At 59.8% G+C, this 18,409-nt stretch carries 14 protein-coding genes; 10 read left to right on the top strand and 4 right to left on the bottom strand.

The features are described 5' to 3' along the window. Position 1 precedes the first annotated feature (1 nt). From I2G43_RS08370 to I2G43_RS08360, 3 genes are read left to right on the top strand one after another with little or no spacing between them, the layout of a single operon-like run. Positions 2-3,433: an ATP-binding protein gene (locus tag I2G43_RS08370; protein WP_195535801.1), complete on the top strand. Its 3,432-nt coding sequence runs from the start codon at positions 2-4 to the stop codon at positions 3,431-3,433. Further along, complete coding sequence (locus I2G43_RS08365; RefSeq protein WP_195535800.1) at positions 3,433-4,122, top strand: HNH endonuclease; 690 nt, start codon at positions 3,433-3,435, stop codon at positions 4,120-4,122. Before I2G43_RS08370 ends, I2G43_RS08365 begins: the two co-directional genes overlap by 1 nt. After that, the gene (locus tag I2G43_RS08360; RefSeq protein ID WP_195535799.1) at positions 4,115-4,483 is read left to right on the top strand and encodes a DUF6985 domain-containing protein; all 369 of its coding nucleotides are present in this window, start codon (positions 4,115-4,117) and stop codon (positions 4,481-4,483) included. The genes I2G43_RS08365 and I2G43_RS08360 overlap by 8 nt, the downstream gene beginning before the upstream one ends. Before the next feature lie 213 nt (positions 4,484-4,696). Here I2G43_RS08360 and I2G43_RS08355 read toward each other — a convergent pair whose 3' ends face one another. The 4 genes from I2G43_RS08355 to I2G43_RS08340 all read right to left on the bottom strand — a co-directional run bounded on the left by I2G43_RS08355 (position 4,697) and on the right by I2G43_RS08340 (position 9,764). Then, a complete protein-coding gene (locus tag I2G43_RS08355) occupies positions 4,697-5,893 on the bottom strand; it encodes an MFS transporter (protein ID WP_195535798.1) in 1,197 nt (398 codons plus the stop codon). Between the two features lie 121 nt (positions 5,894-6,014). Continuing rightward, complete coding sequence (feoB, locus tag I2G43_RS08350; RefSeq protein WP_195535797.1) at positions 6,015-8,375, bottom strand: ferrous iron transport protein B; 2,361 nt, start codon at positions 8,373-8,375, stop codon at positions 6,015-6,017. A gap of 121 nt (positions 8,376-8,496) precedes the next feature. Continuing rightward, complete coding sequence (locus I2G43_RS08345) at positions 8,497-8,817, bottom strand: hypothetical protein (protein WP_117786142.1); 321 nt, start codon at positions 8,815-8,817, stop codon at positions 8,497-8,499. 47 nt (positions 8,818-8,864) lie between these two features. Then, positions 8,865-9,764: an alpha/beta hydrolase gene (locus I2G43_RS08340; RefSeq protein WP_117839997.1), complete on the bottom strand. Its 900-nt coding sequence runs from the start codon at positions 9,762-9,764 to the stop codon at positions 8,865-8,867. A 246-nt stretch (positions 9,765-10,010) separates the two neighbouring features. Here I2G43_RS08340 and I2G43_RS08335 point away from each other — a divergent pair, with 246 nt between their 5' ends. From I2G43_RS08335 to I2G43_RS08305, 7 genes are all read left to right on the top strand, one after another. Beyond that, positions 10,011-10,574 carry a PTS sugar transporter subunit IIA gene (locus I2G43_RS08335; RefSeq protein ID WP_195535796.1) on the top strand — a complete coding sequence of 188 codons (564 nt, stop codon included), beginning with the start codon at positions 10,011-10,013 and terminating at the stop codon, positions 10,572-10,574. Positions 10,575-10,808: 234 nt separating this feature from the next. Then, positions 10,809-12,743 carry an acyltransferase family protein gene (locus I2G43_RS08330; RefSeq protein WP_195535795.1) on the top strand — a complete coding sequence of 645 codons (1,935 nt, stop codon included), beginning with the start codon at positions 10,809-10,811 and terminating at the stop codon, positions 12,741-12,743. Between the two features lie 135 nt (positions 12,744-12,878). After that, the gene (gene asnS, locus I2G43_RS08325; protein WP_324249528.1) at positions 12,879-14,282 is read left to right on the top strand and encodes an asparagine--tRNA ligase; all 1,404 of its coding nucleotides are present in this window, start codon (positions 12,879-12,881) and stop codon (positions 14,280-14,282) included. 248 nt (positions 14,283-14,530) lie between these two features. Beyond that, positions 14,531-15,319: a hypothetical protein gene (locus I2G43_RS08320; RefSeq protein WP_195535794.1), complete on the top strand. Its 789-nt coding sequence runs from the start codon at positions 14,531-14,533 to the stop codon at positions 15,317-15,319. A 159-nt stretch (positions 15,320-15,478) separates the two neighbouring features. Then, positions 15,479-16,459, top strand: coding sequence for an ABC transporter substrate-binding protein (locus tag I2G43_RS08315; protein ID WP_195535793.1), 981 nt, complete (start codon positions 15,479-15,481; stop codon positions 16,457-16,459). Positions 16,460-16,663: 204 nt separating this feature from the next. Next, positions 16,664-17,587: an ABC transporter permease gene (locus tag I2G43_RS08310; protein ID WP_195535792.1), complete on the top strand. Its 924-nt coding sequence runs from the start codon at positions 16,664-16,666 to the stop codon at positions 17,585-17,587. Beyond that, on the top strand, positions 17,580-18,374 hold the full coding sequence (locus I2G43_RS08305; RefSeq protein WP_138113127.1) for an ABC transporter ATP-binding protein: 795 nt from the start codon (positions 17,580-17,582) through the stop codon (positions 18,372-18,374). Before I2G43_RS08310 ends, I2G43_RS08305 begins: the two co-directional genes overlap by 8 nt. The last annotated feature ends 35 nt before the right edge of the window (positions 18,375-18,409 follow it).

Genomic DNA, 18,409 nt, shown 5'->3' with positions numbered 1-18,409 from the left:
TATGGGCATCAAAAACGCGATTATGCGCGCTGCCGATAAAGCCGGCAACGCGGTCGCAACCGTCTCGGTACTCAGCAGCTCCCAGCTCGATGAGGTCGACCAAAAGCGAACAGCATACTTGTCAGAAAAGCCGAATCCGGCAGACGAGCAAGCTGTCGAGCTCACCAATCGGCTCTTGGCAACTGCCGCCGTTGAGCTTCACAACGCCTATCTGCCGCAGCTGCGAAATGTTTACGCGCCGATTGACCCCTCCATTGAATACCCCATGGGCTTTAACGCCGACAACAACATCCGCTTCATGAATATCACGAAGTGGATCGTCGATCCCAACGAGGACAGTCTCGAGAAGCTTGTAAATGTATACGACGTTCTTTCTGACGAAGAATGCAACATTGCGCTGATCTTTAATCGAACCAGCGCAAGCACCGAGGTATTTCTCGCAGTCGTCAATAGCGACAATGCTCGCGACAACATCGACGCCGATAATTTTTCCCGGCGCATGTCGGATGCCTTGAGGGGCAACTTCCCCGGTTCCGAAGTGGGGCCCGCCAACCGCGGTCCCATTCCGTGTCTAGACAATCGACGCCCGTCTTCGGTTGCCGCCGTTTCGAATATTCCAGCCGAAAAGAACGAGAAGTTCGTCACGCAAACTATTGAGAAGGTTCTCGACGGCATTGTGCCCGGTAGGCCGAGCGAAGACTACACTATCGTGCTGCTCGCAACCCCGATCCATGATATCGAATCGCGCAAACTCCGCCTCGCCGAACTCCACTCACTGCTAACGCCTTATGCCTCATGGACGACCAACTACACCCATCACCAGAACGACTCCATCGGATCGTCCGCGACGATTGGCATCAATGCAGGTGTGAGCGCCGGCAGACAGGTGGGAAATAATCAGGCTGTTGCTCAAAACTACAACGAAACGGACTCGACAAACGAGTCGACCTCGGAATCGAGCAACGAGAGCGTAACCGACTCGTCCACATCGACCGAAAGCATCACGGATACGGTCACCGACGGCAGGAATGAGTCCTCGAGCGGAGGCGTTGACTTAGGCGTATCCGCAAGTCACACGGAGGGTTCGTCGCACTCCACGTCCACGGCAACAGGTACAAGCTCATCTACCGGCAAGGCCATATCCAACACGCTCGGCAAAGCCGTCACCAGCGGTGTTGGCAAGGCTGTCTCTAAGGGAGCTTCCGTGACTTCCGGTGTTTCGCAGGCAGTAAATCTAGGTGCCAACTTTGGCGGATCGTTCGCACGCTCAAGCACGGTCACCGCTACCATCGGCGCCGACGAAGGCATCACGCAGACGTTCAAGAATTACTCCATCCAACACGCGCTCGAAATACTTGAGTTGCAAATGAAGCGCTACGACCTTGCCTCGGCACTCGGCATGTGGGACTTTTGCGCCTACGTGCTAGCAGAAGACCACAACGTCGCGAATAACGTTGCCCACACCTATCTCGCCCTCACCCAGGGCAAAGAATCCTATATGTCTCAGGCTGCAGTAAACCTCTGGCGCGGAGACCTTGGAGAGCAAAGCGCCGACGCCACGGCAATCTGCTCCTACCTTCGCGATTTGCGCCATCCTGCTTTTGCCCTCTCCCCCGCCCTGCTCGATCAACATCCGAGCTTTTCGGTCTATCCGGCAACGGTCGATGCAACGACTGCCCTTTCGGGCAAGGAGCTGGCCTATTCGCTCAACTTTCCCAAGAAGTCCGTCCCAGGGTTGCCCGTTATCGAATGCGCTTCTTTTGGGCGCAACGTCTCTACGTTCGATGGTACGCAGCCTCAGCAGGGCCTTTGCATAGGCAAGGTTTTCCATATGCATCGCGAGGAACGCATCGAAACGTTCCTGTCAAAGGACTCACTTGCCTCGCACACCTTTGTTACGGGCAGCACCGGCGCAGGAAAGACCAATACCGTCTGTCGCATCCTCGACCAAGCGCTCGATCAGCGAGTCAACTTCCTTGTCATTGAACCTGCCAAGGGCGAATACAAGGACGTGTATGGAGCCCGCGAAGACGTAAACGTCTTTGGAACCAATCCAGAATTCACGCCGCTCCTGCGTATCAATCCTTTTAGCTTCCCGTCCGGCATCCATGTGCTGGAACACCTCGACCGACTCGTTGAGATCTTTAATGTCTGCTGGCCCATGTACGCCGCCATGCCCGCCGTCCTTAAAGACGCCGTCGCCAGGTCATACGAAGACTGTGGATGGGACCTTGCCGCTTCTGATAACCCATATGGAGCCGATCTCTTTCCTTGCTTTGCAGATGTTGCCCGCAACGTCCGCGAGATTCTCGATTCCAGCGAGTACGACGCCGAAAATAAGGGCGCCTACAAGGGTTCGCTGCTCACACGTCTCAATTCACTCACCAACGGGCTCAACGGCATGATGCTTTCGTCGAACGAAGTCGACGCCACCGTGCTTTTTGACGCCAACACAGTCATCGACCTATCGCGCATTGGCTCCGCCGAAACAAAATCCCTACTCATGGGTCTTCTTGTACTCAAACTTCAAGAACATCGCATGGCCGAGAAAAAGGGCATGAACCAGCCACTTCGCCATCTGACCGTGCTTGAAGAGGCGCACAACCTGCTTAAGCGATCGTCGAGCAGCCAAGGCTCGGAAAGCGGCGACCTGACAGGCAAGAGCGTCGAGATGATCTCAAATGCCATCGCCGAGATGCGTACATACGGCGAAGGCTTCATCATCGCCGACCAGGCGCCCGGACTTCTCGATATGGCAGCCATTCGCAACACAAATACCAAGATCATCCATCGCCTGCCCGATCTTTCGGACCGCGAGCTCGCCGGTCGCGCCGCCAACCTCAACGACCAACAGATCGTCGAACTGGCACGCCTGCCTAAAGGCGTTGCGGCCATTTACCAAAACGATTGGGTTGAGCCGGTGCTCTGCAAGATCGCCAAAGCAGAGGATGGCGAGCACTTTGCATACAGCCGCCCCATCGACGATGTCGCAAGCAACCAGAGCGATGATGCCCTTGCCGTAGCGCGCATGCTGGCCTACGGAATCAGCATCGGAACCAAGACGGAGCTGCACAGCATTCGCGAACGGCTCGATCGCCTCCATATCGACGCGTCTACAAAGGTCAAGATCCTGCGCACCGTTCAAAACCCACCCGCCGAACCGCGCATGACCAAGCTGGGACCCATAATGAGCACACTGTTTCCCAACGTTGCCAAAGCGGTCGAGGACGAACGCGAGTGCAGCGATGAAGCCGAACAATGGACAATGGCGGCGGACGCGGCACTCAGGTCCTCAATCGACCGCGATATCGACAGCCGCACCAGGCAGGTCATCATCCAGGGCATCATGACCGATGTCTTGTGTCTGCAAATGCAAGATACCCAAGCATATTCCGATTGGCACAACTGGAACGAGAATAGCGAGGTGAGCTAATGGAGTTCAAGCAAATGAAAGGCGGCGTGGCCAAGCTAGGCGATAAACTTGGGTTCAATCCTGATAAACTCATTGGCCCCGAATCAAAGGAAACCAAGGCAGAGGTTAAAAATGCCGGCCGTAACGAATCCATCGATCCCGACAAATTGATTAGACCCTCGGTGGAATCGTGCGATTATCCTTCGAGCTATAAGGAGAGGCTGGACCGTACACCGAGCATCGAGAATCCAAACGGAAAATGGTCGGGTGACCGAGGGGAATCGATGTTTATTCCCACAGCCGATAGGGTCCGCGAGATTCTTCGAAACAAAGGTCTTGAGGGCATCAATTACAAGGATGGAATTCCTGACTTCAACCCTATCTCTGAAGCGAAAGTAACCATACAAGGCATGAGCCAGCATAGGCTTTCGCAGATGGGCGAGAACGGCGAACGCATTGTCGGCAACTATGAAAAGGCAGACACTGAATGCGCAAAAGCTTGGAACCTTGAGCAACGCGATGGCAAAGATGATTGGACGCACCAGGATGTCAAGAAATGGCGCGAGGCAAATGAGTACACCTGGCACGAACACAATGATATGAAGACGTGCTCTCTTGTTCCGACCGAAGTTCACAAGGTGTGCAGCCATCTCGGCGGCGTAAGCGAAATCAAAAACATACTGAATCAGATTGGCGGCTTCGATGACTAACGGCATGAATCTGTGGGGCAGGGATTTCTCGCTCCCCGTCTATTACGAGTGTGACTCGGACCAAGGCGTCCTCGACATTCAAAAGGAAGCAAAGGGCGCCCTGCTTGCAAGCTGGGATACCGTTGAGGACAGCAAGGAAGCGATCGAAGATTATTGTCTCGAAAGAGACGGCGATCAGATCGAGGGCCCCATTACAAACATCTTTAGATACGTTATTCCGACCAGTATCGTGGTACTTCGGAGCGATGATGCTCGCAAAGCAGCGCTCATGTGCAACTATCGCTTTGACCCCGAACACGGACTTGCTGCGGTATTTGAGAACGAGCAACTTACGGCTGTCGTCCCCCAAGACGAGCTCTAGGTCGATCATACGCAGACACAAAACCGAGGCCACTCCAGCACACACCGGAGCGGCCTCGGCCTCTTTTACGTATGCTCAGCGAGGTAGCTAAAAAAGCCCCGTCCCAAATTAGCTACCCCAGTCCCTTTCTAAGTTGCGGTGAAATGCGGACTGTTTGCCGGGTTTATTGGGCCCAGCAGTCCGTATTTCACCGCAACTGATGAGGGGACGTGGTTAGGCGACAGGCTTTGCGCGACGAATGGCCGGGAACATCACCGTGATAGCGAGGATGACGCCCACGGCAGCGATCGCACCGCCCGCGTAGCCGATCAAGGCGATACCGGGGCCCGAAACCACGGCTCCGCCGATCGCGGTACCCGTGCCAATGCCCAGATTGAACAGGCCCGAGAAGATCGACATGGCGACGGCCGACGAGTCCGCCGGCGTGTGCTTGATGAGCTCGGCCTGAAACGCCACATTAAAGGCCGTGGCGCAGCAGCCCCATAGCGCGCAGACGGCAAGCACTGCCACGAGCGACGACGCGGCCGGGCCCATGAGCAGCAGGGCCACCGGCACGCCGGAGAGCGTAATCGCGAGAAACGGGAACCGGTGCCCATCGAACAGCCGACCGAACAGCCAGCTTCCGAGCAGACCAGAGCAGCCAAACGCCGTCAGCGTCATGGTGATGGCGCTTGCGTCGACATGCGCGACCTGAGCCAGGAAAGGCTCGATATAGCTATAGCCCGCGTAATAGCCGGTCGCCATAAAGACCGTGACCACATAGAGCGCGATGAGGAACGGGTTCTTGAGCAGGTCGGGCAGCTGCTTGAGCGTAAAACGCTCGCCCGCTGGCATGGTGGGGAACACCGTGGCCTGGTAGACGACCGCGACAGCAGACAGCGCTCCGACCACGGCAAACGTCATACGCCAGCCCACGGCCAGGCCAATGGCGCGGCCGAGCGGCAGGCCGAAGATCTGTGCGATGGAAGAGCCCGTGGCGATCATGCTGATGGCGAGCGCCCCGTGGCGTGTGTCAACCAGGCGCGACGCCATAATCGAGGCGACCGACCAGAACACGGCATGTGCGCAAGCGACCACCAGGCGCGCGCAGACCAGGATGGGATAAGTCGGCGCCACAGCGGACAGAAACTGGCCGAGCGAGAACACGGCGAGCACGCCCAGCAGCATCCGCTTGAACTCGAAGCGCGAAGCGAACACCATGAGCGGCAACGACAGCAGCATGACGCCCCAGGCATAGACCGAGATCATGATGCCCGCCTGGGCCTCGGTGAGCGAGAACGACGCGGCGATATCAGTCAAAAGGCCGATGGGCATAAACTCCGACGTGTTGAACACGAACGCACAGCAGGTGAGCCCGACGAGCGGGAGCCACTGCCTGAGCGTGATGCCGTCTTGCCTTGCCTGACTCATATATAACGTCTCCAATCATTTTGAGCGGAGGCGATTATATAGCAACGGCCCCGCATCCGTCAGCAACAGATGCGGGGCCGAAAACAATTCGATACACAGAGGTTGCGCCGTCAATAAATAACTAAGCCAACCCCAGCAATATGCCCGCCGAATGCACGACAAACGCCACGATCCAGGCGACCGTCACTTGAAACGCGAACACGGCAACGGCGTAGCGCGCGCCCAGCTCGCTCTTGACGGCGCCGATCGCAGCCACGCACGGCGGGTACAGCAACGTAAAGACCAGGAACACATAGGCAGTAAACGGCGAAAACATGGTCGACAGCGCCGCGGGCGAGGTCGCGCCCAAAAGTACCGTGAGGGTCGAGATGACGCTCTCCTTGGCGATAAGTCCGGTGACGAGCGCCGTGGATGCACGCCAGTCGCCAAACCCAAGCGGCGTCAGCGCCGGCGCGATGATGCTGCCGAGGCCCGCAAGCAGGCTTTGCGACTGATCGGCGACCACATTAAAGCGGATATCGAACGTCTGAAGGAACCAGATGACCACGGTCGCGGCAAAGATAATGGTAAAGGCTTTGGTAATAAAGTCCTTGGCCTTATCCCATGCCAGCATCACCGTCGTCTTGACGCTCGGCAGGCGGTAATTGGGAAGCTCCATGATAAACGGCACCGGGTCGCCCTTAAATGCCGTACGGTTGAGTACCAAAGCCGCGATGCAACCGACCGCAATGCCAATCAGATAGAGCGAGACCATGGCGGGAACTGTCGCCTGCGGGAAAAACGCCCCGCACAGCAGACCGTAGACCGGCAACTTGGCCGAACAGCTCATGAACGGCGTGAGCATAACCGTCATCTTGCGGTCGTGCTCGGATGGGAGCGTACGGGTCGACATGATAGCCGGCACGGTGCAGCCAAAACCGACGAGCATAGGCACGAAGCTGCGGCCCGACAGGCCAAAGCGACGCAGGACTTTGTCCATGACAAAGGCGACGCGCGCCATGTAGCCCGAGTCTTCCAGAATGGAGAGGAACAAGAAGAGCACGACGATAATCGGTAGGAAGGTCAGCACGCTGCCCACACCCGTAAGCACGCCGTCGACAGCCAGCGAGCGCACCACGTCGTTGGTGCCGAACGCCTTGAGGCCCGCATCGGCCGAGGCGATGACGGCAGCGATGCCGTCCTCCATGAGTCCCTGCAACGCCGCGCCGATCACGCCAAACGTCAGCCAAAAGACGAGGCCCATGATCACCAGGAACGCCGGAATGGCTGTGTAACGACCTGTCAGGATGCGGTCGATCTTGACGGAGCGCACATGCTCGCGGCTCTCGTGCGGCTTGACGACGCAACGCCCACACACGTCGCCGATAAAGCTAAAGCGCATATCGGCCAGCGCGGACAGGCGGTCGGTGCCGGCCTCGCCCTCCATCTGGGTAATGATGTGCTCGATGGCATCGAGCTCGTTGCGATCCAGGTGAAGCGCCTCGGTCACCAGCTCGTCGCCCTCAACCAGCTTGGTCGCCGCAAAACGCACGGGAATGTGCGCCGTCGCGGCATGGTCCTCGATAAGGTTGGCGATGCCGTGGATGCAGCGATGCAGTGCGCCGCCGTCTGGGCCATCAGGTGCGCAGAAGTCCAGGCGGCCGGGACGCTCGCGGAAACGCGCCACATGCAAGGCATGGTCCACCAGCTCGCCGATACCCTCGTTGCGGGCAGCGCTAATGGGGACGACCGGCACTCCCAACAGGCTCTCGAGCAGGTTGACGTCCACGGCGCCGCCGTTGGCCGTCACCTCGTCCATCATGTTGAGCGCGATGACCATGGGACGATCGAGCTCCATAAGCTGCAGCGTCAGGTACAGGTTACGCTCGATGTTGGTGGCGTCGATGATGTCGATGATGGCGTCGGGGTCTTCGTCCAAGATGAATTGGCGGCTGACGATTTCTTCGCCCGTGTACGGCGACAACGAGTAAATACCGGGCAAGTCGGTAACGCTCGCCTCGGGGTGGTTACGGATAGTGCCGTCCTTGCGGTCGACCGTCACGCCGGGAAAGTTACCGACATGCTGGTTGGAGCCCGTCAGCTGGTTGAATAACGTGGTCTTGCCGCAGTTTTGGTTGCCGGCGAGGGCAAAGTGCAGCGGCGCGCCCTCGGGCACGGCCGTCTTTGCCGCACGGGGCGAATACGTCCCCTCGCCCAGGGCCGGATGCTCCGTCGTGCCGATTGCGGCGTTAGCGCGCGGACCCGTATCGGTGTCGTGAATACCCACAAGCTCGATGCGAGCGGCATCGTCCTTGCGCAGTGTCAACTCGTAGCCACGCAGGCGGATCTCGAGCGGGTCGCCCATGGGGGCGTACTTCATCATGGTGACTTCGGTGCCCGGCGTTAGGCCCATGTCCAAAATATGCTGTCGGAGTGCCTGATCGTCCGATGCCACCGATGCGACAACGGCGTCCTTTCCAATCTCGAGTGTATCGAGCTTCACGCGCTCATCCTTTCGTTAGACGCGGTTAACCGTTTACCGGGGCTAACCAACTCGTAACGACAAATGATAGCGCTCTGAACTATTTTATAAAGTCAAATACCGATGTTTACCTGCGCAAACTTTATGCGGTGCGCCCCGAAAGCTCTTTGCGCATACCGCTCAGCGAGATCGAAATGGAACCCGACCGCGCGGTAGCAGTGAGTCGATCACCCTCAACCGACCCCGTGCATGTAAAGGGCGCCTTGCCCATCAGGACGTGGGAGATAGTACCCGAGAGCTCAAAGAAATCGCACTCAGCGCGGGCACCCGAGAGAGCGATATTGAGACCCCTGACGTTTAGTACTGCCCTGAGCGCGCCGTTCACCCCATGTGAAAACGTCACCTCGCCGCGCTTGCTCCCCACCGGCGTCTGGGCCAAAACCACATACGTACCCTCAAGCATGGCTCCTCCTCTAAGCAGACTTTTTGAAACGGGCAAGTAGTCTACTTTTACATATGGCGCTCCAGGAAACGGAAGGCCAGGCGGATCCAAGGACGGACTGCCACCTGCTTGTCCTCGTTGTCGACCGCGGTGTTGGCGTTGCCGAGCGAAAGGCCGTGACCGCCCTGGTCAAAGACGTGCATCTCGCAAGCGACGCCCTCCTCGGCCATGCGCTGCGCAAACGGATAGACCTGTGCGATCGGCGCTGTCTTGTCGTCGGACACGCCCCACACAAAGGTCGGCGGCATCTGGCGCGAAACATGCGTGGTAGGGCAAATGTCGGTCAGGTGCTCATCGGTCGCCTCGCCGCCCGTCACCATCGACAGATAGTCGTTGAGCAAATCGCGCCCCGTCTTGCCACCCGTCTTGGGCACGCGCAGGTCGATGCGCGGGTCGCGCGTCTGCATATCGCGCACATAGGCAAGGTCGAGCAACGGATAGCCCAGCACCACGGCGTCGGGACGAATATCCTCCGGACGAGCCCCGGCAAGACCCGCGAAGGGTCCGGTCTTCCACTGCGTTGCCAACGAGGCGCAGATCATGCCGCCCGCCGAGAAGCCCACGATGCACACGCGCTTGGGATCGACATGCCACTCGTCGGCGTTGGCGCGCACGGTAGCGACCATCTTGGCGAGGTCCGCCTGCGGGTGCGGAAAGCTCACGTCGCCCGTGGCGCTCGTCACATAGTTGAGCACAAAGGCCTGGTAGCCGCGGTCCAAAAATGCAAACGCCACCGGGTCCTGCTCGTGCGGAGCGATATGCGTAAACCCACCTCCGCCGCAGATGATCACCGCGGGGCGGCGGCCATTGGGCTTGTCGGGCAGCGGCTCGGCACCCAGATACGTAAACGTCGCCGGATAATCCTCGGTCGGCTCCTCGCCCCACAGCGCATGGTTCTCAATAATCATAGGTGCTCCCTCCGTGCGATTCGTGCGCACTCGTTTTTCGCACCCTAGCGTACCCCACTTGAGCCCGCGGCGCAGAAACACCCCCGCAATAAGTTGGCCTTCAACTGATATATCACAAAATCGCTGTTCAGAGGTATCGTTAGGCAGCGTAAAATAGGAGCGCTGACCGTGCTGGGAAACACGTACGAAACGTTTCCGGCAAACCACACGCGTGCAACATGCGCGCCTGATACGTTGGAGGCATCTATGGGTCTGCTCGATTCGCTCAAGTCCACGTTCACTTCGTCGGGCGAGGCGTCCGTTCCGCCCGCAGCAAGCTTCGCCACCCGCGAAGGCGTCATCTACGCTCCCGTCAACGGCGTGCTCGTCAATCTGAGTGAGGTTCCCGACGAGACCATCGCCTCGGGCATGCTCGGCCAGGGCTATGGCATCGAGCCCATTACCGGCACCATTTACGCCCCTGCCAACGGCCGTATCGGCGCCACCACCGTCACCAACCACTCCATCGGCATGATCACCGAGGACGGTCTTCGTGTGTTCATCCATGTTGGCCTGGGCACCGTGGAAATGAACGGCAAGGGTTTTGCCCGCTTTGTCGAGATGGGTGACACGGTCAAGGCCGGCCAGCCGCTCATCAGCTTCGACCGCGAGGCCATTAAGGCCGCTGGTCACGAGGACATCGTGACCGTCATCGTCTCTGAGCTCGACCGCCTCAAGAGCATCGACCACGTCGGCGAGTCTGGCACGCTTATCGGCGGCAATCCGCTCGTCAAGCTCGGCGACCCGCTGCTGGTGGCCAAGACCAAGTAGCCGAGCATCATCGCATAAAGGCTCAACCACCCGCGCATCTTTGCCGCATCTGTGCTGTTGTTTTTGCCTATGTAGAGGTTCTGAAACGTTTCTATATAGGCAGCTGAGCATCAACGCAGGTGCGGCTTTTGCGTAGCGAGGCATCGCCCCGCGGCATGTTGTTCAACCGCACGAACCCCCTTCCTTTGTCCGCGCAGAGCGCTAGACTGCTAGGTCGACATTGGAGGAAGATCGATGCAAAACACACCCACGGGCGCCGCACATGCCGCGCCTCAACGCAACCAACGCATCGTCGCGCTCGACGGGCTCCGCGCCCTCGCCATCGCCGGCGTCGTCCTATATCACCTTCGCCCCAGCCGCCTGACCGGCGGTTTTTTGGGCGTTACACTCTTCTTTACGCTGAGTGGCTATCTCGCCACCAAAAGCATTATGCGAGCCACGGCACGCGACGGAGTCTCGTACCCGCGCTATATCTGCCGCCGCATTGCGCGCATGATGCCGCCGATCGTCGTGACCATCGCGCTTACCGCCGTCGCCACCTACATCGCGGCCCCGAGCCTACTCCCTAAGGTGCAGCAGGACGCCCTGCCATCGGCACTCTTTTTGAGCAACTGGTTCTACATCTTCCGCAACGTCTCGTATTTCGCCGCCGCGGGACTCCCCTCGCCGCTCACGCACCTGTGGTTCTGCGCTGTCACTATGCAGTTCTATCTGGTATGGCCGGTCATCCTTATGGCACTGTGCAGCAAAACCAGGTCGCGCAACACCGCCATCGGCATCACGATCGCATTCGCGCTTGCGTCGACGGCAGCCATGGTCCTCATGTTTAATCCCACCGCCGACACATCGCGCGTCTACTACGGAACCGACGCCCGTGCCGCCGAGCTTCTATGCGGAGCCTTAGCCGCCATCGCCGCGCCGCGTCTGCGCGAGATGCTGAGCGGTGACATCCATACCCCCGGCGCCAACAAGGGCATCTCAAAGGTCAACGCGATTTCTATCGCGTGGCTCGTTGCCGTTATAGCCGGCGCACTCATGCTGACCGGAGAGAGCGCCTGGCTCTACCGCGGCGGCTTTTTGCTGTTTGCCCTCGCCACCGGACTCCTCATCATCTGCGTGCAGAATACGGAGTGCATCGTGCGTCGTCTGTTGTCGGTCAAGCCGCTCGTCTGGCTGGGCCAGCGCTCGTTCTCGGTTTATCTGGTGCACTATCCCCTACTGCTTCTTATGAACCCCGCAACCCGCACTACCCGCATCGCCTGGTGGGAGCAGGTATTACAGCTTGTACTGATTCTTGCGGTAGCCGAGGTTTTCTATCGCCTCGTCGAACGCCCTTGGTCCCACAAGCCGACCCAACAGGACAGCACGGCAAGAAAACACGTCCTCGCGCCCGCCATGGTGCTCCCCGCGCTTGGCGCCGCATGCGTCGCCGCACTTGCCTTCGCGCCGCTTGACTGGGCAGGCATCGCCACCGCCCGCGCCGAGCAGCTCCGTCCCGAGCTTGCCCAGAACGCGACCTCGTCCCAGGACAACGGAGCCAACGACAAGGGCGCCGAGCCTGCATCCGGTAAAGATTCCCAGCCCAGCGACACCGCATCCGATGACGCAACCAAGCAAAAACCCAAAGAGGGACCTATCGCCGAAAAGGTCCCCAAGAACCTTGACTGGAAGAGCTTTACCTACGACGAGGCGACCGGGACCTGCGACGCCCGCGTGCTCATGATCGGCGACTCGGTCACCGCAGGTGCCCAATCTGGCATTCAGGCAGCGCTTCCCAACGCCTACATCGACGGCGTGGTGAGCCGCCAGTTCTACACCTTCCAGGACGTCTATGCACAGGACAGTGCCAACTACGATCCAAGCGTGGTCATCTGCGCGCTTGGCACCAACGGCCTCATCCGCGACCCCCAGCAGGTACAGGACGTGATTAATGCCGTGGGCGGCAAGCCCATCTACTTTGTGACCGTGCGCGTACCGCTCGAGCTACAGGACCGCAATAACCAGACGATTCGTGACGTCTGTGCCCAAAACGACAACGCCGGCGTCATCGACTGGAACGGCGCCTCAGAGGGCCACAGCGAATACCTCGTCGACGACGGCACACACCTCACCCAGGCGGGAATCGACACCTACGCTGCCCTCATGCGCCAAGCCATCTGCGGGCACTAGGCACCGCAAAATCGACGCTTGCGCGGTGCCCACGTCACGCCCATACATCACACCTGACGTTTTGCTACGCCCCGCTCGCGGGTTAGAATGGTTAACTGTTTGGAAATAATCCGTACAACCGTTATGGGAGGATACGTGAACCGCACCAAAATCGCGCAGCTCTATGCCGATGCCGAGTCGCTCGGTGGCCAGACCGTCACCGTTGCCGGCTGGGTCAAGTCCGTCCGCGACATGAAGAACTTTGGCTTCGTTACACTCAACGACGGCAGCTGCTTCCGCGACCTGCAGGTCGTCATGAACCGCGAGGCGCTCGACAACTACGACGAGATCGCCCATCAAAACGTCTCGGCCGCCCTCATCTGCACCGGCACCGTCAAACTGACCCCCGATGCGCCCCAGCCCTTCGAGCTTTCTGCCACCTCCATCGAGGTCGAGGGCGTCAGCGCCCCGGATTACCCGCTGCAGAAGAAGCGCGCAACCGTCGAGTTCCTGCGCACCCAGCAGCACCTGCGTCCGCGCACCAACCTGTTCCGCGCCGTGTTCCGCATCCGCTCTGTCGCAGCTGCCGCTATCCACCGCTTCTTCCAGGAGCAGGGCTTTGTCTACGTCAACACCCCCATCATCACCACGAGTGACTGCGAGGGCGCCGGCGAGATGTTCCGCGTGACCACGCTCGACCCCAAAAACCCGCCCCTGACCGAAGCCGGCGAGGTCGACTGGAGTCAGGACTTCTTTGGCAAGCACGCGAGCCTTACCGTGTCCGGTCAGCTCAACGCCGAGAACTTCGCCACGGCCTTTGGAGATGTGTACACCTTTGGTCCCACCTTCCGCGCCGAGAACTCCAACACCACGCGCCACGCCGCCGAGTTTTGGATGATTGAGCCCGAGATGGCCTTCGCCGACCTCAACGACTACATGGATAACGCCGAGGCTATGCTCAAGTACGTCCTTAAGGACGTTATGGCCACCTGCCCCGACGAGCTCAATATGCTCAACAAGTTTGTGGACAAGGGCCTGCTCGAGCGCCTGGACCATGTCGCTAACTCCGACTTTGCCCGCGTCACCTATACCGAGGCCGTCGAGATCCTGGAGCAGGCAGTTGCTGCGGGCCACAAGTTCGACTACCCCGTCAGCTGGGGCATCGACCTGCAGACCGAGCACGAGCGTTTCCTGACCGAGGAGCACTTTAAGCGCCCGACCTTCGTAACCGACTACCCGGCCGAGATCAAGGCCTTCTACATGCGCCTGAACGAGGACGGCAAGACCGTCGCCGCCGCCGACTGCCTGGTTCCCGGTATCGGCGAGATTATCGGCGGCTCCCAGCGCGAGGAGCGCCTGGATCTGCTCGAGGCCCGCATCAAAGACCTGGGTATGAATCCCGAGCAGTACAAGTACTACCTTGACCTGCGCCGCTACGGTTCCTGCAAGCACGCCGGCTACGGTCTGGGCTTCGAGCGCTTGGTGATGTACCTCACCGGCGTGGGCAATATCCGCGACGTCCTGCCGCACCCTCGTACCGTGGGTAACGCCGACTTCTAATCGCCATAGCGCCAACAAACGCGTTCCAGTGCATCACGCCAGCGCCTCTCGGCAAGCCGAGGGGCGCTTTTTCAACAGCATCCGTCAAGCTTTTGGCAAGGTTTTGGTCAGTTAGGCAGGGTTGTTGAAAACTCGACCCGCCGTTTGCCGGCAACCATCGACCGTCCAAGGCGTCACGCGTCCTTGGCCAGGCTCCGCGCCCTAGGCTCTGATCTGCCATCACCAAAAAAGGAAAGGACGTGGGCGCTATGACCGAAGCCGTTGTTGAAAACTACGAGACCACGACCAGGGGCTCCGCCTCGATGGCAGCCTATCGCGCCGTACGCATCCTGCAGCTCTTGAGCGAGAACACCGGCGAGGACAAGGCGCTGCTTTCCGACGAGCTGGTCGAGCTCCTCGCCCATCCCGACGACCCCGCCCGCATGCCCATCTCGGCAGCACGCCGCAGCATCTATACCTCGATATCCGCACTTCGTCACGCCGGATACGAAATCGACTATAAACGCGGCGTGGGCTATCGGCTCCTCACCCGCCCGCTTGCTGACGAAGAGATCATACGGCTCCACGGCATGGTCATGCGCAACCGATCGACGCCCATAGCCATTCGAAAGAGCATGGCACAGCACCTGGTCGCCATGGCGAGCGCCGATGTTCGCGATTATCTCGATATGCCCGAACCGGCACCGGCCGCCAACGACGCGCCCGTCAAGGCAACGCATCCGCACGCCAAGCGTATCGACACGTGCGAGCTCGTCGAACAGGCCATCGACCATGGAACAACTGTCAGCTTTGATATCACAAATGTCCTGACCCGGGGCGAAATCGAGGTGGTGCGGATGACGGTCCGGCCCTTTGCCATCAGGCAGCGCGATGGCGTCTCGTATCTGCTGGGAACGGTCTACGACGCCCGAGGCGCCGACGACACCCTGCGCACCGTTGAGGTCAGCCGCATGAGAAACGTCAGCACGCGTTTGCTCGACGGCAAGAAACTCTTTGCCGCGCTAGACGAAGAAGACAGCCCCGCGCCCGCAGCGTAAGCCCCGTTACCGTCCGTCGTTCCTCAGCACCGCCCATCCGGTTCAGTATTAAAAAACGCGCCAGGATGTTGTAAAAATGGGCATCGGCGTTACTATAGTCCCACTTGCACTTTTTCCTAGTGCAGTGTTTCCAGCCATTTTTATACTGGGGGTAATGATATGAAGGACATCACCATCAGCCGCAGGAGCCTTCTTGTCTCCGCTGGCCTGCTCGCGCTCGCTCCGCTCGCCGGATGCGGCGGCAACTCTGGTTCCGGCTCCGCTGCCGCCGGTTCCGACTACACCATCGGCGTTCTGCAGCTCACCGAGCACTCCGCGCTCGATGCCGCCAACGACGGCTTCGTCAAGGCCATCAAGAAGAGCGGTCTCAAGGTCAAGATCGACCAGAAGAACGCCCAGAACGACCAGTCCACGTGTAAGTCCATTGCCGACAAGTTCGTAGGCGACGGCGTCAACCTGATCTATGCCATCGCTACGCCCGCCGCGCAGGCTGCCGCCGGCGCCACCGCCGATATCCCCATCGTTGGCTGCGCCATCACCGACTACGCCGCTTCCGGCCTGGTCCAGGACAACGACAAGCCCGGCACCAACGTCACGGGCGCTTCCGACCTCACCCCGGTCGCCGAGCAGCTCGAGATGATGCAGAAGGTCCTGCCCGACGTTAAGAAGGTCGGCCTGCTCTACTGCACCGCCGAGTCCAACTCCGACGTCCAGATCAAGGCCGCCAAGAAGGAACTCGACAAGCTGGGCCTCGACTACACCGACTTTACCGTCTCGAGCTCCAACGAGATCCAGTCCGTCGTCGAGTCTGCCGTGGGCAAGGTCGACGCGCTGTACTCCCCCACCGACAACACCATCGCCGCGGGTGCTTCGCAGGTCGGCCAGATTTGCAAGGAGAACAAGCTCCCCTTCGTGACCGGCGAGGAGGGCATGTGCAAGGCCGGCGGCGTGTTCACCCTCTCCATCAACTACGAGGACCTGGGCTACGCCGCAGGCGAGATGGCCGTCAAGATCCTGAAGGGCGAGGCCAAGCCCGAGGATATGCCGATCAAGCATCTCTCGAGCAAGGACCTGGTCGTCGTCAAGAACGACGAGATGGCCGAGGCTCTGGGTATCGACCTTTCCGCTCTGGACGCGTAGCGTCATGCGTGGCAATGCATCTAGAGCCCGCGCTCGTGCCATAGCCGCGTTATTCAATATCTGAGCCACAGGGGCGAACGCTATAGACCGGCGTTCGCCCTGCTTGTTTCGGATGAGACAAAACATCCGTCCGCAGCTCTTTTATGCAGTGTTACCGCTATTATGGAAAATCACGTGTCCACCCTATCCTAGGAGGTATGAAGCATGCTCATTGCATTGCAGGGCGCCATTTCGCAGGGCGTCCTCTGGGGCATTATGGTGCTCGGCGTGTTTATCACGTTCCGCCTGCTCGACATCCCCGATATGACCTGCGACGGCAGCTTTGCCCTCGGCGGCTGCGTTTGCGCCGTGCTCATCGTCAACAATAACGTCGACCCCTTGCTCGCCGTACTGGCTGGCATGTGCGCCGGCGCCATCGCCGGCGCCGTCACGGGCATCTTGACCACCGTCTTTGAGATTCCCGCAATCCTCGCCGGAATCCTTACGCAGATCAGCCTGTGGTCCATCAACCTGCGCATCATGGGTAAGTCCAACACGCCCATCCTTGCCAAGGGCACCATCTTCTCGTCTGTCAGCCACATGACGGGCCTGCCGCAGTCCACCGTTGCCATCATCCTGGGCATTGTGCTGGCCGTGGCCATCGTCGCCATCCTGTACTGGTTCTTTGGCACCGAGATCGGTTCGGCGCTGCGCGCCACCGGCAACAACGAGTACATGATCCGCGCCCTGGGCGTCAACACCAACTCCACCAAGATGATCGCCCTCGTGCTCTCCAACGCCCTTATCGGCCTTTCGGGTGCGCTCATCTGCCAGAGCCAGAAGTATGCCGATATCGGTATGGGCACCGGCGCCATCGTTATCGGTCTTGCCGCCATTGTTATCGGCGAGGTGCTCGGCCGCCTGCTGCCCGGCGGTCTGACGCAGTTTAGCGTCCGTCTTGCCTCTGCCGTCTTTGGCTCCGTGGTGTACTTCCTCATTCGCGCCATCGTGCTGCAGCTGGGCATGGATGCCAACGACATGAAGCTGCTCTCCGCCGTGATTGTTGCCGTGGCCCTGTGCGTGCCCGTGGTTTGGGAGCGCTATAAGCTCCGCAGCTCCTACACGAAGGGGGATGAGGCAGATGCTTAAGCTCTCGCACGTCAAAAAGACCTTTAACAAGGGCACCGTCACCGAGAAGCGCGCACTCACCGGCGTCGACCTCACCCTTAACGACGGCGACTTTGTGACCGTGATCGGCGGCAACGGCGCCGGCAAGTCCACGCTGCTCAACATGATTGCCGGCGTGTATCCGCTCGATTCGGGCGTTATTGAGCTCGACGGCAACGATATCTCGCGTCTGAGCGAGTCGCAGCGCGCCAAGTACCTGGGCCGAGTGTTCCAGGATCCCATGCGCGGCACCGCAGCGGACATGCAAATTGCCGAGAACCTGGCCCTCGCCAAGCGCCGCGGCCAGCGTCGCGGTCTTTCGTGGGGCGTCACCAAGGCCGAAAAGGACGAGTACGTTGAGCTGCTCAAGCGCTTGGACCTCGGTCTGGACACGCGCCTCAACGCCAAGGTCGGCCTGCTCTCGGGCGGCCAGCGCCAGGCACTCACCCTGCTGATGGCCACACTCACCAAGCCGCGCCTGCTGCTGCTCGACGAGCACACCGCGGCCCTCGACCCCAAGACGGCTTCGAAGGTGCTCAACCTGACCGAGGAGATCGTCGACGAGAACCACCTGACCACGCTCATGGTCACGCACAACATGAACGACGCCATTCGTCTGGGCAACCGTCTGATCATGATGCACGAAGGCCACGTAATCTACGACGTGGCAGGCGACGAGAAGAAGTCGCTCACCGTCGCCGACCTGTTGCAGAAGTTCGAGGAGGTCTCGGGCGGCGAGCTCGCCAACGACCGCATGCTGCTGAGCTAAAACCTGCCAAAGAGGGAAAGGTTTATTTTGGCAGG

Source organism: Collinsella aerofaciens, from assembly GCF_015557435.1.
Lineage (GTDB): Bacteria > Actinomycetota > Coriobacteriia > Coriobacteriales > Coriobacteriaceae > Collinsella > Collinsella aerofaciens_Z.
The sequence above is the reverse complement of the archived record's forward strand: the minus strand, read 5'-3'. Positions and strand labels throughout refer to the sequence as shown.

Excerpts from the sequence above, each read along its gene's own strand:
- I2G43_RS08305 (WP_138113127.1), top strand. The coding sequence starts at position 17,580 with ATGCTTAAGCTCTCGCACGTCAAAAAGACCTTTAACAAGGGCACCGTC.
- I2G43_RS08355 (WP_195535798.1), bottom strand. The coding sequence starts at position 5,893 with ATGAGTCAGGCAAGGCAAGACGGCATCACGCTCAGGCAGTGGCTCCCG.
- I2G43_RS08345 (WP_117786142.1), bottom strand. The coding sequence starts at position 8,817 with ATGCTTGAGGGTACGTATGTGGTTTTGGCCCAGACGCCGGTGGGGAGC.
- I2G43_RS08335 (WP_195535796.1), top strand. The coding sequence starts at position 10,011 with ATGGGTCTGCTCGATTCGCTCAAGTCCACGTTCACTTCGTCGGGCGAG.
- I2G43_RS08365 (WP_195535800.1), top strand. The coding sequence starts at position 3,433 with ATGGAGTTCAAGCAAATGAAAGGCGGCGTGGCCAAGCTAGGCGATAAA.
- I2G43_RS08360 (WP_195535799.1), top strand. The coding sequence starts at position 4,115 with ATGACTAACGGCATGAATCTGTGGGGCAGGGATTTCTCGCTCCCCGTC.
- I2G43_RS08310 (WP_195535792.1), top strand. The coding sequence starts at position 16,664 with ATGCTCATTGCATTGCAGGGCGCCATTTCGCAGGGCGTCCTCTGGGGC.
- I2G43_RS08330 (WP_195535795.1), top strand. The coding sequence starts at position 10,809 with ATGCAAAACACACCCACGGGCGCCGCACATGCCGCGCCTCAACGCAAC.
- I2G43_RS08370 (WP_195535801.1), top strand. The coding sequence starts at position 2 with ATGGGCATCAAAAACGCGATTATGCGCGCTGCCGATAAAGCCGGCAAC.
- I2G43_RS08315 (WP_195535793.1), top strand. The coding sequence starts at position 15,479 with ATGAAGGACATCACCATCAGCCGCAGGAGCCTTCTTGTCTCCGCTGGC.
- I2G43_RS08340 (WP_117839997.1), bottom strand. The coding sequence starts at position 9,764 with ATGATTATTGAGAACCATGCGCTGTGGGGCGAGGAGCCGACCGAGGAT.
- I2G43_RS08320 (WP_195535794.1), top strand. The coding sequence starts at position 14,531 with ATGACCGAAGCCGTTGTTGAAAACTACGAGACCACGACCAGGGGCTCC.